Annotated in this window: 14 protein-coding genes; 12 read left to right on the top strand and 2 right to left on the bottom strand. The window is 37.0% G+C overall.

Going from position 1 to position 13,727, the window contains the following annotated elements; genetic code table 11:
- Positions 1 to 482: 482 nt before the first annotated feature.
- The 5 genes from ACW0TQ_RS17105 to ACW0TQ_RS17085 all read left to right on the top strand — a co-directional run bounded on the left by ACW0TQ_RS17105 (position 483) and on the right by ACW0TQ_RS17085 (position 5,443).
- Positions 483 to 1,298: a S1 family peptidase gene (locus ACW0TQ_RS17105; RefSeq protein WP_455725857.1), complete on the top strand. Its 816-nt coding sequence runs from the start codon at positions 483 to 485 to the stop codon at positions 1,296 to 1,298.
- 178 nt (positions 1,299 to 1,476) lie between these two features.
- Positions 1,477 to 2,196 (top strand): PRC-barrel domain-containing protein, encoded by a 720-nt coding sequence (locus tag ACW0TQ_RS17100; protein ID WP_193062051.1) that lies wholly within the window; start codon positions 1,477 to 1,479, stop codon positions 2,194 to 2,196.
- 731 nt (positions 2,197 to 2,927) lie between these two features.
- On the top strand, positions 2,928 to 3,257 hold the full coding sequence (locus tag ACW0TQ_RS17095) for a hypothetical protein (RefSeq protein ID WP_193062052.1): 330 nt from the start codon (positions 2,928 to 2,930) through the stop codon (positions 3,255 to 3,257).
- Between the two features lie 594 nt (positions 3,258 to 3,851).
- On the top strand, positions 3,852 to 4,592 hold the full coding sequence (gene sigI / locus ACW0TQ_RS17090; protein ID WP_455725903.1) for an RNA polymerase sigma factor SigI: 741 nt from the start codon (positions 3,852 to 3,854) through the stop codon (positions 4,590 to 4,592).
- Positions 4,589 to 5,443: an anti-sigma factor domain-containing protein gene (locus tag ACW0TQ_RS17085; protein WP_455725856.1), complete on the top strand. Its 855-nt coding sequence runs from the start codon at positions 4,589 to 4,591 to the stop codon at positions 5,441 to 5,443. Before sigI ends, ACW0TQ_RS17085 begins: the two co-directional genes overlap by 4 nt.
- A 173-nt stretch (positions 5,444 to 5,616) precedes the next feature.
- Here ACW0TQ_RS17085 and ACW0TQ_RS17080 read toward each other — a convergent pair whose 3' ends face one another.
- A complete protein-coding gene (locus ACW0TQ_RS17080) occupies positions 5,617 to 5,856 on the bottom strand; it encodes a YhdB family protein (protein ID WP_042533781.1) in 240 nt (79 codons plus the stop codon).
- A 194-nt stretch (positions 5,857 to 6,050) separates the two neighbouring features.
- On the opposite strand from ACW0TQ_RS17080, the gene ACW0TQ_RS17075 reads away from it, so the two are divergent.
- The 6 genes from ACW0TQ_RS17075 to ACW0TQ_RS17050 all read left to right on the top strand — a co-directional run bounded on the left by ACW0TQ_RS17075 (position 6,051) and on the right by ACW0TQ_RS17050 (position 11,681).
- A complete protein-coding gene (locus tag ACW0TQ_RS17075) occupies positions 6,051 to 6,629 on the top strand; it encodes a YhcN/YlaJ family sporulation lipoprotein (protein ID WP_042533783.1) in 579 nt (192 codons plus the stop codon).
- A gap of 234 nt (positions 6,630 to 6,863) precedes the next feature.
- Positions 6,864 to 7,325: an S-ribosylhomocysteine lyase gene (locus tag ACW0TQ_RS17070; protein ID WP_042533784.1), complete on the top strand. Its 462-nt coding sequence runs from the start codon at positions 6,864 to 6,866 to the stop codon at positions 7,323 to 7,325.
- 145 nt (positions 7,326 to 7,470) lie between these two features.
- A complete protein-coding gene (locus tag ACW0TQ_RS17065) occupies positions 7,471 to 8,832 on the top strand; it encodes a dipeptidase (protein ID WP_042533786.1) in 1,362 nt (453 codons plus the stop codon).
- A 199-nt stretch (positions 8,833 to 9,031) separates the two neighbouring features.
- The gene (locus ACW0TQ_RS17060) at positions 9,032 to 9,784 is read left to right on the top strand and encodes a (S)-benzoin forming benzil reductase (RefSeq protein ID WP_193062056.1); all 753 of its coding nucleotides are present in this window, start codon (positions 9,032 to 9,034) and stop codon (positions 9,782 to 9,784) included.
- Positions 9,785 to 10,387: 603 nt separating this feature from the next.
- On the top strand, positions 10,388 to 11,092 hold the full coding sequence (locus ACW0TQ_RS17055) for a cytochrome c biogenesis CcdA family protein (protein WP_042533789.1): 705 nt from the start codon (positions 10,388 to 10,390) through the stop codon (positions 11,090 to 11,092).
- Positions 11,093 to 11,213: 121 nt separating this feature from the next.
- Complete coding sequence (locus ACW0TQ_RS17050; RefSeq protein WP_193062057.1) at positions 11,214 to 11,681, top strand: CcdC family protein; 468 nt, start codon at positions 11,214 to 11,216, stop codon at positions 11,679 to 11,681.
- A gap of 30 nt (positions 11,682 to 11,711) precedes the next feature.
- Here the strand turns inward: ACW0TQ_RS17050 and ACW0TQ_RS17045 are convergent, their stop codons facing one another.
- Positions 11,712 to 12,185, bottom strand: coding sequence for a DUF2621 family protein (locus ACW0TQ_RS17045; RefSeq protein ID WP_042533793.1), 474 nt, complete (start codon positions 12,183 to 12,185; stop codon positions 11,712 to 11,714).
- Positions 12,186 to 12,597: 412 nt separating this feature from the next.
- Between ACW0TQ_RS17045 and ACW0TQ_RS17040 the strand changes: the two genes are divergently transcribed.
- A complete protein-coding gene (locus ACW0TQ_RS17040; RefSeq protein ID WP_193062059.1) occupies positions 12,598 to 13,704 on the top strand; it encodes an ATP-binding protein in 1,107 nt (368 codons plus the stop codon).
- Positions 13,705 to 13,727: the final 23 nt, after the last annotated feature.

Genomic DNA, 13,727 nt, shown 5'->3' with positions numbered 1-13,727 from the left:
TATCGGTTCAAACTTCTGTTTGGTAAGTTGTTTTTCACGTATAGAATACCTACTAGCGGAGGCGGACCGTTTTGACTCCTGAGGGATCAGCACCATCTGAAGATCCACTTTTGCCAAGTGCTCTTCTTGGCAAAAGTTAGCTGAAGAGCGTGCCCCTAGGCAGACTAATGTCGCAACGTTCTGGGGTTGCGATTACTCACCCCATCGAAAACATTTGTACGTCGGAAAGCAAAATGGTCCGCCGCAGTGGTGCTTTACACTTCACCTTTTATTTTTTGTCAAGGGAGTTATCGAAGGCACGATCAACCCCTGTTTCTATAGAAATGAAGTTAGTTTTTAATGTGCGAAAGTTGAGTAAGGAAGAAGAAAGCGTATCTCCGCGTAAACTGCAGGGGAGATACGCTGTTTTAATAGAAAAGCAGGGCTCCTTCTATTAAAATAAAATGAAAGTGATCCACTAAGCAGAGAAAGGAGGCCGGACGTTGAACGAAGAAGAGGAAAATGACAAGTTCAAAAAATCAATGGACGAAGATTTAATAGAAGATATTGATGAGGAAGAAATGCAGGAGCTGGTTACGCAAGCAAAAGCAGAAGCGTGGGAAAGAGCCCGCGCAGAAGAAGAGCCTAAACCGAAGCGCCGTTTTCCAAAAGTATTAGCCATCCTGATAGCCTTTGCGATGACGTTTTATGTACTTTCCTTATTCCCGAAAGTAATTTCGGTTCCTGCTGTAGATTTCCTTCAAGCGTCCAGCCGGTTATCGCAGGAGGAACAGATAGCAGCATCCAAGGAAGCTGTCGTGGTTATTGAAACAAATGATGGAAGAGGCACCGGTTTTGCTGTCTCCGATGATGGCACAATTTTAACAAATTATCATGTGATTGAGGATGAGCAGACGATAACGGTTGCTTTTCCGGAAGAAGGCCTATTTCAAGGAGAAGTAGTGGAAGAAATGCCGGAGATAGATTTAGCAGTTGTGGAAGTTGAGGGGAATGGCCTTCCTTATTTAACATTAGATGAAACAGCACCCGTCGAATATGAAGACGATATCCGTTTTATAGGCAACCCTTTATTTTTTAACGGAATTGCCAATGAGGGCACGATATTAGGTCCGCTGCAGCTTTCCGGCTGGGAAAAGGAAGTCATGATGATCCAGGCCCCCGTTTACCGGGGGAATAGCGGCAGTCCTGTTATAAATCAGGAAGGCAATGTTATTGGAGTTATTTTCGCAACGTTAAATCACGAAGAGCATGGACGTGTCGGTCTTTATGTGCCGATAAGTTATTTTACAAATAATTAACAATTATAATAGATTTGTTTAACACCTTGCTGAAAGGGTATTAGATAATAAAATGATTCAGGGATTCAGCCCGCCTGATCTTCCGTCTGTATTATGCATTTTCATTCTTTATAATAGAGGCGTTAGAGCGGAGTTTAAGGGCGATTTCCAGGATAAACCCTTTTTTGGAGGTGTTGTCATGTTTCTAGGTTCAACATTAACGAATTTAACTATTCATGCAACAGATGGAGAAATAGGAAAGGTAAAAGATTTATATTTCAATGATGATTGGGAGCTGCGATTTATTGTTGTCGATACAAGAAAGTGGCTTCCGGGTAAGAAAGTACTGCTTCCTTTCCATGTACAGGAAGAAATTAATCTGGAGGAAGGTTATCTTAAGGTGGACAGGGATAAGGAAACGATTCGAGAGAGTCCTGAGGTGCCTGAAGATAAAGATTTCGTTTCTTCCTATCAAGAAGTGGTATTGGATTATTTCGGGTGGAACAGCTATAAGGAAAACGCGGTGTTAGATTCTGATCACGGTCCGGTAGCAACTGGAAACGGACAGCTGGAGGATGCCAGTGTACCGCCGGAACCGGATTTAGCTGCACCTGAAAATGCAACTGATAACCTGAGAAGCATAGAAGAGTTTATGGAATTTAAAGCACATGCAACAGACGGTAAAATTGGACTCGTCGATAATATTATTTTAACAGAAGTAGGAAAGATACAATATCTTGTAGTAAACAGCAACGAAAGCTATGTAGAAAATAACCTATATTTATATCGGACAGATCAGGTGACATCGGTAGATTGGTTTGAAAAAGATTTGTATCTGGATGATTCTGTGGAAGGTTTAGAGCAGGTAACACCATTTAAAGATAAAGAAGAAGTATTTCATCACTTAAATCATTCCTAAGTGGATTCATGCAATGCAAGATGCTGATTCATAAGATAGGGGAGTGGCCCCAGTGAATTTTAAATTAAAACAGATTATCCTTTCTTTGACTTTTATAGTGATAGCAGTAACTTTAAGATGGACTGTGGGCTTCTCTGTCTTAACAGATAGCTTCGTTTTGCTTTTCTTTGTTCTTTTGGGATGCTGCTTTACTTACGAAAATAGTAAAAGGAAGATATGAAGATTAAATTCCCCGAAATAAAATAGTACAAATGTGATGTTTATACAAATTGAAATTAATAATTACCGCTGCAGGAAAACACTACGCTCTCCCGCAGGAGTCTTCGTATTTTTCTTTCGCTAGTTACTGTTTTTAATCATTATTTCGTCATGGCATACGCATAAGCAGCACCGAGTATAGCAAAAGCCAAATGCAGTGACTACGGCATACCAATCTCCTGATAGTTTTCTTTAATCTTGCATTTCTCCAAACGGAGTATTTGTAATATAACCCATTTTAGCAATAGGCTTATCTGCATCACAGCTTACAGCTTGAGGTTGAACATTTTCTTGCTTTCCTTCACCATTATCTTTAGAACAAGCAAAGCATTCGTAACAAGTACTGCAGACCAGATTGACATGATAATCTTTCTTTTCACAATTAGTCTCTTAGTATTAGTTATTTTGACCTTTTATGTAAACGGAAACATAAAAGGGTGAAGAAGTCTGAAAGTTTAAGAGGGTGAAAAATCATGAAGCCTTCGATAAAATCATTAAAAAGATATTTAATTGGAAATATAATAGTTGCTACTTTGATAACAATCGTATCCTATCTTAGTTATCAAAGTAATGATTTCCCGTTATTCTCTGTAGTAAATTTTCTTCTTGTAATCGCAGTTACTATGTTAATTATTTCAATAATTGCGTATGTTTCAATAAAAATATATGAAAAAAGGGAAAAAAATCGAATAATGCCGATTATTTTATCCTGTTTTGCTAAAGGCAGAAAAATTCACTTGATTTTCCTCCGCATTTTCGATAAAGAATTTAATTCAAAGTCCCAACAGCGAATGCTGGATTAGCAATCCTTTTTAAAATTCATTAAATCCCAAACCCCAGCATTTCTCCTTTTTCGTCACAGACAAAGGAAAAATGCTTTTTAATTTTTGCATATTTATTTCTTATTTAAAGATTTCATTACAAATTCCAACATTTTTCGAGGATGTTTTACAAAAATATGGATTTTCGTCATATTAATTTAAATGAAATGTTATTCATTTGTGATAGTAACCGTTTTGGATATAGGGTAGTATTATATGTACAGGCTAGAATGACCTGTATATATTTAACCAATAAACTAGATTTTATTGCTACGAAAAATAAAACGGATTAGATAAAGAAATTTTGATACGTGTGGAGAATATCCTCACCTACGAGAAGCGGTTTAGGAAATGATTGTCCATCATCTCTCCTTAAATCAGATTTGCTATCCTTTTGAACTTTGAGGAGAAAGGGTATGGGCGATGATGCCGCAATAACTAATAAGAATGATAAAAATGGAGATTATTTGATATGAAAATAATAAATAAAAAGAAATATTTGATGAATATAAATTTAAAACCCGGAAAAATAAAAATAATAACGAATGATATAGTGTTAGGGGGAGCTGACAAATGATGATGACCAATCAATTAACAGACACCCCTATTGAAGAAAAAATTGAAGCAATCCAACAAGGAGATATTGTACTGCAAAATGAGCTGCTTCATACGTACAAGCCATTTATTGCTAAATGTGTATCAGAGGTTTGCAAGCGGTACATTGATCCTAAAAAAGATGATGAATTCAGTGTCGGATTAATGGCATTTAATGATGCTATATTTTCTTATGAACCAGATAAAGGCAGTTCATTTCTATCTTTTGCAAAGCTTGTTGTGAAAAGAAAAGTGATTGATTATATCCGCTATCATCAAAAACGCCCGAATCTGCTGTCTTTAGATGAAATAAATGAAGAGGAGCAAATGGAAAATCCGCTTGTTATTGCTGCCGCAAAAGAAAAACACCAAATGGAAGCAGAGAACAGCAAAAGACGGGAAGAAATTATTTTATTCAAGGAGAAGCTAAAATCATACCGGCTTACACTGGAGGAGTTGACAAATGCTTCCCCCAAGCATCGGGACGCCAGGGAATCTGCAGTACAGGTAGCTTATATTTTATATCAGGATAACCAGTTAAGTGAGTATGTTTATCGTAAAAAAAAGCTGCCAATTAAAAAGTTATTAATGAAAGTTGAAGTAAGTAAAAAAACATTAGAACGGAATCGCAAGTTTATTTTAGCTATTTTTATTGTGCTAGGCAGTGAATATGCTTATCTTAAGGACTACCTTAAGGATTACCTCAAGGATGTGGAAAAATGAAAAAAGGAATTGTGATGGAAATCCATCGCAAATACGCCATTTTGCTTACCAAGGATGGCAGTTTTGAGAAGGGAATTATATTAACAGAGCATGCGGAACGAGGGGATGAAGTTATTTTTCAACCTGTATCTGGAAAGCCCAGATGGAGAAGGTATTGGGATAAGACGCCTATCGCAGTAAGATTATCAGCTATTGTACTTTTGATGCTGTTGATTTTTGGATATCCGCTTTTTCACGGAATGGGTGATACAGAAACGCATGCTTATGTTGCCATTGATATCAATCCCAGTATTGAATTAGAATTGAATGATGAATTAATGGTTACAGACGTCAATGCATTGAATGGTTCTGCAGATAAGCTGCTGGAGGAAATCAACAGTGTTCAAGACAAGCCCATCCACTCTGTATTAACGCATATTGTTGATGAGAGTGAAAACAGAGGACTGGCAGAGCAAAGAAGAATGATTGTAGGAGTGAGCTGTGAAAATCAAAACGGAAACCCGAGAGAGCTCATTTCGCAAATTAATCCTTACATAGAAACCTTGCCTGATTGGGATGTTGCAACGTTGATTATTCCAGAAGAGGTGAGGGAATTAGCAAAAAATGAAAATAAATCAATGAACGAAGTAATGGCTACAGAATTGGCAAATCATAATGTAGATGTAGAACAGGCACATTTTGATATGACAGACGCAAATAATCGTGCAATTATTAATTTTTTTTATGGTGAACAAGAGTCTAATATTAACCGTTCTATAAAACAAGAAAAAACGCCAATAAAACCAAAAAATAATGAGTTAACAGATGATGTTTCTGATGATGAAGACAGCGGCCAGGATGAATCATTATAGAACAATGAAGTACAAACGTGATTAAAATTTCACCGGGTTCGTTAACAGCCGTCTACAAACAGACATTTGAATACCAGTTAAAGCTGTAAAAAGCAGATGGAATTCCAGTTTTGACCGGCATCTGCTTCTTCAGCACGGTAAAGTGAAACTACAGCTGGTTACATTGCGGTAAATTATTCAAATTCATACATCCATGGACTGCTGAATTGAAGGGCATGCTCTAAATAATAAAGCAGAGTATCGTGTGATTGATCAACATATTTTTGACTGGAAGAATGATGGTAGGCATACAGAAAATGCTCAATTTTTTTAGCGAGTAAATCATCATTAGTCCGTGACATTAATATGAATAAATTGTCCCACTGTCCCCATATGGTGTAATATAAAGCTTTATCATAATCAGGTATCAACATTTTCACTCCTTTATCAAGAAGGAATTCCGGTAAACAATCTTATTGGTGAAAGGCTTCTTCCATAGCTTCTCCATTATTTCTTAAATATCACCGCTACTTTCATGGTCAGCTTTCCATAAATTAACGTTTTTCATATGCATAATTCCTTATCTGTCTAACCATAATAAGAGGCAAATAGGTAAGGAGGAATGAAAATGAAATTACGCTTATTTGCGGTATTAACCGTTCTTATGATGGTCTTAGTTGCTTGTCAAAATACGAATAACGACGATACCAATCCGAATAACTCGGATGGAAATGTGGAGCCGACTCGATATCAAGGTCAGCATATCGATGATAATGCAAGAGACCGTAATCGTGACCATACGATAGACAGAGTTTCTGACCGTAATACAGACGCAGAATATAATGTGTCCAAAGAGGCAGCTGAGAAAATAACGGATGAAATGGACGAAATTGATCATGCTTATGTATTAACAACTAGAAACAACGCTTATGTAGGAGCCAACTTGGATATAGATAATGAAGGAAACAGGAATAACCAAGAAAATAATGAAGGCAGTATGGAGATTACAGATGATGTAAAAGAACGAATTGCAGATATTGTACGTTCTGTTGACTCATCCATTGATAACGTATATGTAACATCCAATCCGGATTTCTTGGATTTAGCTGACAGATATGTCAACGATATGGACAATGGAAATCCAGTTGAAGGCTTCTTTGATCAAATTGGCGGCATGATTGACCGCGTTTTCCCAGACGCAAAATAATATCAAGCATTTTATGATTCGCGTTTTTTCAACCGTATAACATGTTACAAATCCAATTCCGTTAGCTATATAAAACTGCGGGATTGGATTTTTTTAATCGGAATCTGACATAGAAGGATATATCAGCTGGTATACATCAGCGCTCTCCACTTTTCTTACACGTTTTTTTCATGTATGATGGAAAAAGATACAGTTCCTGCTAAAGGATAGAATAGAGAAGGGATGAAGGACAATATGACCCAAAAAATGAATGTGGAGAGTTTTAATTTAGATCATACAAAAGTAAAAGCTCCTTATGTACGGCTTGTAGGTATAACAGAAGGAGCACACGGAGACAAAGTCCATAAATATGATATCCGTTTTACCCAGCCGAACAAAGCACATATGGAAATGGACGGATTACATTCCATAGAGCATTTAATGGCTGAAAATATTCGTAATCATTCAGATGCCGTATTAGATATCGGTCCGATGGGATGCCAGACCGGTTTTTATCTTTCTTTAATAAATCATGATAATTACGATGAAGTTCTTGATATGCTGGAAAAAACACTAAAGGATGTTTTAGAAGCAACAGAAGTTCCGGCATGTAATGAAGTACAGTGCGGCTGGGCAGCTAACCACAGCTTAGAAGGTGCAAAGGAAATAGCAGAAGAAATGCTGAAGCATAAAGATGCTTGGCATGAAGTATTTTAAGAAAAAAAAGGCAGTTGCCTAACAGGTGATATTTGTTATGCGACTGCTGAATTTTGCGTGCTTGGAATAGATATCGTGTTTAGTGGAAAGCTTTTTGACACAGTGAAAAGGCTAATATTTAAATGCTGAAGGAGGAATAAAAGTAATGAGTGAACAAGCAATTGCTTATCTGAAAGAAAATCAGGAAGCTTTATTACAAAAGCTGTATGATTTTTTAGCAATTCCAAGTGTCAGCACGGACCCGGCGCATAAAGAAGATGTACAGCGTGCGGCTGACTTTTTAACAGGATACTTAAATGAGTTGGGATTTGAAAATGTAGAGAAAATGGAAACAAAAGGTCATCCGCTCGTTTTTGCAGAATATACAGAAGCAGGACCAGAAGCACCGACTGTTTTGCTTTATGGTCATTATGATGTACAGCCGGTGGATCCGATTGATTTATGGGACAGTGAACCCTTCCAGGCAGAAGTACGCGATGGAAGAATCTACGCCCGTGGATCAAGTGATGATAAAGGACAAACTTTTATGCATCTTGCTGTTTTTGAAGCTTTCTTAAAAACAGAAGGAAAATTGCCGATGAATGTAAAAGTTTGTATTGAAGGAGAAGAAGAGATAGGCAGTGAAAATCTTTACGAGCTCCTTCAGGATAAAAAAGAACAATTCCAAGCTGACTTTGCCGTAATTTCGGATTCCGGGATGGCAGAGAAAAACCAGCCGACGATTTTATATGGATTGAAAGGATTTACAGGAATTGAAATTACATTAACCGGTCCAGATCATGATCTTCACTCTGGAATGTACGGTGGTGCAGTCCGAAACCCATTAATGGCAATGAGTCATTTGCTGGCATCGATGAAGGACGAGAAGGAAGTTATTACAATAGACGGATTTTATGATGACGTCGAGGACTTAACATCAGCAGAGAGAGAACTGATGGAAAAAGCGCCAGGAGAAGATTTTGTAAAAGCAACAAATATTCCGGAAACTGTATCGGAAAAAGGATATACAGCAAAAGAACATACGATGGGCAGGCCGACATTGGAAGTGAATGGATTATTTGGCGGTTACCAGGGAGATGGGACAAAAACAATTATTCCATCTACAGCAACTGCTAAAATTACGTGCCGTTTGGTTCCCGGCCAGGACCCGCAGGATATTCAAGAAAAATTAGTGAATCATGTTCAAAAGTTTGCACCGTCGGGTGTACATGTTCATGTTGAAAAAGAAAAGCTCTCTGCGAAAGCTTATAAAGTAGAGCCAGATCACCCTTTGATAAAAAAGGCTGCCAAAAGTTACAGCAAGGCTTTTGGAAAAGAAACGGTTTTCCTGAGGATGGGAGGATCCATTCCGGTTGTTGAATGGTTGGAGGCAGCTTATCAATATCCAATTGTTCTGTTAGGTTTTGGTACGCCAGAAGACAGATTACATTCTCCAAATGAAAGCTTTCCGGTAGACAGCTTTCAAAAAGGGATGGAAACATTAGCTTATTATTGGAATGAACTTTAACTTGAAAATGAAATAATTAATAGAAGGATGTAAAAAAGATCTGCTTTCAATGCGTAAGACCTTGTTGAGAGGGATCTTTATTATTTTAGAGAGGATTTCTGCTTCTAATTTTATAAGGCAAAACAACAAAAATTTCATGTGCAAAATATAGAAAAATGGGGAATAGAATAATAAATAGAAATAGAGAGGAGCAGAATTTATGGAGACTGCAATCATTACAGGTGCTTCCAAAGGGCTGGGAGCATCCGTTGCTAAGCTATTCTTGGAGTCTGGAATAAATGTGATAGGAATTTCGAGGACGGATAATACCAAGTTATATGACTATGCGAAACAAAATAATGCGACTTATCATTTCATAGCATGTGATTTATCTGAGCAGGCCTCTCTACAAAAAGCATGCAAAAGCGTGGATGAAATGCTGTTTCACGAAACGTTATCTAAAGTATACTTAATTAATAATGCGGGCTTAGTTGATCCAATTGACCGTGCCGAAAATATCGAGATGGATGATTTGATGAAACAGGTTCAAATCAATACAGTTGCACCAATGGCTTTAACGAATCATTTCTTAAAAAAAGCTTCGGAACATCATGTCCAGCTTCTGGCAGCGATGATAACTTCAGGAGCAGCAGAAAAACCGAAGTATGGATGGAGCGTATATTGCTCTACAAAAGCCAGTATAAATATGTATACGCAAGTGGCAGCAATAGAACAGGAAGGAACAGAGCATGCTGTTATTGCATTTAGCCCGGGTGTAATGGATACAGAAATGCAAGAGACAATCCGTTCCAGTTCACAGGAAGCGTTTAAGGACGTAGACAGCTTCCGCGCTCTAAAAGAGAATAATCTGTTAAGGGGAGCAGACATCATTGGAGGCGTTTTAATCGACATCTTAATGGATGACGAAAATGTTAAAAACGGAAAAATTTATGATGTACGAGAGTATATTTAATCCATTCAGTTTATTTTTACTCAGCTTTTGCACATTGAAAAGGAACTTTATTTCCATAGAAAATGGGGTTGATTATTCCTTCGATAACGTTCCTGACAAAGAGTAGAAGGTGAAGTGTAAAGCGATGGACCGTTTTGCTTTCCGACGTCCTGGGCCGGCGATTACTCGTCCCATCGAAAACATTTGTACGTCGGAAAGCGGAGTGGTTGTCCGGAGTAGAGCTACGCACAATCTGGATGCTTATAAAGGGATTCCGGCTTTATGATGGACAGCGCTTACCGATGTTGTCAGGTTCATGCATTTTCTCAATTTATCTCAGATAGCAATAAAACTATCTAGTGTAGTGTTTTTCCAGGGGACGGTTACGCGCCTCACCATAACCCGTCGTAGCGGTCGTACTAACCTGACAGCATTGCTGCAATTACTCGTCACGAAGGAATTCACCAGAATGCTGAAGCCGGTGTTCCTTGATTGAAGCGAGGAGAAATATCTGCATTATTTGAAAGCCCCTTTCATAAAAATGTATAGATATTGTCATAAATTTGACTTTTATTTTTTAATTTCTCTGTTAGAATAGAAATGATTGAGTAAGGGGGGCTTCATATGGAAGAAATTAATGTTTTCTTGGCTTTTGCAGCTGGGTTTCTTTCATTTATTTCGCCTTGTGTTCTTCCGCTGTATCCGGTGTTTCTTTCTTATATTACCGGGATGAGCATGGATGAAATAAATCAGGATAATAAACGGCTTGATCGAAAAGCAATATTACATACGGTCTGTTTTTTAATTGGTTTTTCAAGTATTTTTGTAATGATTGGATTTACGACGACATATGTATCCGAGTTTTTAATGACCTATCAAGATACCATCAGACAGGTTGGCGCAATTTTAATTATCTTTTTTGGCTTGGTTATTGTGGGTGTATTGAATTTCGAGTTTCTTATGAAGGATCGTAAAATTCATTTTAAAAATCGTCCAGCAGGGTTTTTTGGTTCTTTCCTTATTGGAATGGCGTTTTCTTTAGGCTGGACACCATGTACCGGACCAATTTTAATGGTGGTATTCTCATTAGCTGCAACTAATCCTAATCTTGGACTTGTTATGATGATTAGCTATATTTTAGGTTTTTCCATTCCTTTCTTATTACTTGCTTTCTTTATTGGTAAATTGAAATGGTTTCGGAAACACAGTAAAAAAATGGTGAAAATTGGCGGCTGGGTAATGGTTTTAATGGGAATCGCATTATTCTTTGACTGGATGACGAAGGTTACTGCATTTTTAGCTAATCTATTTGGATTTACCGGATTTTAAAATGAAATAATATGATTTAAGATCAGGGTTACGACATTATTTTTATGGAACGATGAAAAGTATCGGCCTAAATCGTTTTGGCCGATATTTTTTCAGCGTATAAAGAAAAGAGTTGTTATGTATGTATTTAGCAATTGCAACTACTGCTGTCTTTGCATTTATGGCGATTGTGATGATATTTGTACGTATGCGCGCTTCTAGAAAGCCGGCATCTGTAAAAAAGATTATATTACCGCCATTTTTTATGAGTACGGGAGCACTGATGTTCTTGTTCCCCATGTTTCAGATAAGCTGGCTTCAAGTCGCAGAAGCACTGACTGTCGGAATAATATTTTCTATCTTTTTAATTAAAACATCAAAATTAGAATTCTCGGACGGAGAAATATATGTTAAGCCGTCAAAAATGTTTCCGGTTATTTTAATTGGATTATTAGTTATCCGAATTATAATAAAACTGATTATTGGTACAAGCATCTCAGTTGGCGAAACTTCAGGAATGTTCTTTTTGCTGGCGTTTGGGATGATTGGTACCTGGAGAATAGCAATGCTTTATCAATATGTACAATTAACAAAGAAGCAAAGTGCGTAAATTTCTGCACTTTGCTTCTTTTTCGCTAAACTAAGATTTTTTCTGCTTGTATTTTTCTTCCCAATTTTCCTGATAATCCTCTTTGGATTGTTGGAAGAAAGGCTCGTAGGGTGCGATATCGATATTTTTTTCTTTTAGCTTTTTTCGCAGAAATTTATGGTCTCTTTTGGGGGTTGCTAAAATATACCCTTCAATCAATGTAGAGCGTGTAATGCTTTCCTCGTCCTTTTGAATAGAAAGCTCTCCAATTTTACTGGCGATTCTTTGTCTGGCGACATCTCTGAATAGTTCGGGAACAGGAGAAACCAGCTCTTCCAGGAAATCTTTTTCTGCTTGAGACCATTTATGTAATGTTTTTTCGAAATAATATTCCTCCCAATCCATAATGGAACGCCCATCCTCTTTAGGGAGCCGCTTTAAAAACTTTCGAAACATAAAATACCCACCGATTGCCATCAGACCAATTAATAAACATCCCCACAGGATAATAAACAGTGATATCATCGTACACCTCACCTTAATTTTACATAAAAAAATTACGAATATTGCTAATTTATTATCAACTATCAATTTATTTTTTTAGAAAATTGTAGTAACATTAATTTAACCTTTGTTATTATTCCTCACTTGTACATTATAAAGTTATTAAGAAATATACACAAGTAATCATAATTGTTTCGTCATAATCATACATATTATTTATCGCAGTTAAACTGGCAGTAAACCACTCGCTTCAAAAAACGAAAAAATATGTAGAAAGGGTAATTAGGGACTAATTGCCGGTATAAACTCGATTGGTTCAATGAAAATCGTTTTTTATGAGTGAGTAATCTAGCGTTTTATTCCGTTGGGAACGCAGCAAAATCCCAATGGAATGAAATTATACTTTTTAATAACTTCTGAAAGGAGCATGGGTATGGATAAAAACCACAAAAATAAGAACCCCAATGACTTGCAAAGTTCTGAAAGTCGTCATAATTTACACCCCGATGCAACGCTTTCAGCGGCCATTATTTCTTGGCTGAGTAAAAAAACAGAAGGAATAGTGATCGTGATTAATACAGATAGTGAAATAGAATATATAAGTGATTCCGTATATGAGATTCTTGGCTATGAGCCAAAAGAAGCAGTCGGGAAAAAGCTGGGCGATATCCCGGTTAAAATAGATTCAAAAATCATTTCACAAGCACTTGTTGGCAACGAAATAAAGCATAAAAAGCTTTTAATAGATATTCCGACCAAAGAAGGGGAGAATTTATCTTTCTCATGTGAGTTAAATGATGTTTTTCAGGATATTGATGTCGAAAAAAAGTTTTTACTTTATTTAGAAAGAAAAACAAAAGATATGAGGCTGGATGATATCATGATACGTTCAGAGAAGATGAATGTAGCTGGACAGCTTGCAGCAAGTTTAGTTCATGAAATACGCAACCCGCTGACATCATTAAAAGGATTCCTGCAATTGCTTCAGGCTGGTGCACAGCATAAAGAAGAATACTTTCATGTGATGATTGAAGAAGTGGAGAAAATTGAGTCAATCACATCGGAATTGTTATTTATTTCAAAGCCCTTAACAGATAACCGTTCTAAAGAAAGTGTTACAAAAATGATGCAGGACGTGGAATTATTATTACAGTCCCAGGCAAATCAAAAGGATATTCAAATTCAGCTGCAAAGCAGTACAAATGCATCCGTTCTTTGTGATCGTTCCCAGATTAAACAAGTTTTAATTAACCTGATTAAAAATGCAATTGAAGCTATGGAGCAGCCTGGAAAAATAATTGTAGAAGCAAAAGAAGCAGATCAAAAAATAATTATATCTGTTATTGACGAAGGCTGCGGATTATCTGAGGATATTTTACATCGGCTTGGAGAGCCATTTTTTACGACAAAGACATCGGGTACAGGGCTAGGGTTGCTGATTACCAAGAAAATCCTCCATAATCATGATGCAGATTTTCATATGTATAATAATGAACATAAAGGAAGCACATTTGAAATTATTTTTTCAAAAGCTGATTAATGCGTTTTATCAGAAAGAATAAT

The sequence above is a fragment of the Oceanobacillus sp. M60 genome, assembly GCF_053839645.1.
The sequence above is the reverse complement of the archived record's forward strand: the minus strand, read 5'-3'. Positions and strand labels throughout refer to the sequence as shown.

What these genes read in the sequence shown, in the direction of transcription:
- ACW0TQ_RS17065 (WP_042533786.1), top strand. Translation starts at nt 7,471, where the DNA reads ATGAGTGAACAAGCAATTGCTTATCTGAAAGAAAATCAGGAAGCTTTA.
- ACW0TQ_RS17100 (WP_193062051.1), top strand. Translation starts at nt 1,477, where the DNA reads ATGTTTCTAGGTTCAACATTAACGAATTTAACTATTCATGCAACAGAT.
- ACW0TQ_RS17060 (WP_193062056.1), top strand. Translation starts at nt 9,032, where the DNA reads ATGGAGACTGCAATCATTACAGGTGCTTCCAAAGGGCTGGGAGCATCC.
- ACW0TQ_RS17095 (WP_193062052.1), top strand. Translation starts at nt 2,928, where the DNA reads ATGAAGCCTTCGATAAAATCATTAAAAAGATATTTAATTGGAAATATA.
- ACW0TQ_RS17070 (WP_042533784.1), top strand. Translation starts at nt 6,864, where the DNA reads ATGACCCAAAAAATGAATGTGGAGAGTTTTAATTTAGATCATACAAAA.
- ACW0TQ_RS17045 (WP_042533793.1), bottom strand. Translation starts at nt 12,185, where the DNA reads ATGATATCACTGTTTATTATCCTGTGGGGATGTTTATTAATTGGTCTG.
- ACW0TQ_RS17050 (WP_193062057.1), top strand. Translation starts at nt 11,214, where the DNA reads ATGTATTTAGCAATTGCAACTACTGCTGTCTTTGCATTTATGGCGATT.
- ACW0TQ_RS17040 (WP_193062059.1), top strand. Translation starts at nt 12,598, where the DNA reads ATGGATAAAAACCACAAAAATAAGAACCCCAATGACTTGCAAAGTTCT.
- ACW0TQ_RS17075 (WP_042533783.1), top strand. Translation starts at nt 6,051, where the DNA reads ATGAAATTACGCTTATTTGCGGTATTAACCGTTCTTATGATGGTCTTA.
- ACW0TQ_RS17085 (WP_455725856.1), top strand. Translation starts at nt 4,589, where the DNA reads ATGAAAAAAGGAATTGTGATGGAAATCCATCGCAAATACGCCATTTTG.
- ACW0TQ_RS17080 (WP_042533781.1), bottom strand. Translation starts at nt 5,856, where the DNA reads ATGTTGATACCTGATTATGATAAAGCTTTATATTACACCATATGGGGA.
- ACW0TQ_RS17055 (WP_042533789.1), top strand. Translation starts at nt 10,388, where the DNA reads ATGGAAGAAATTAATGTTTTCTTGGCTTTTGCAGCTGGGTTTCTTTCA.
- sigI (WP_455725903.1), top strand. Translation starts at nt 3,852, where the DNA reads ATGATGACCAATCAATTAACAGACACCCCTATTGAAGAAAAAATTGAA.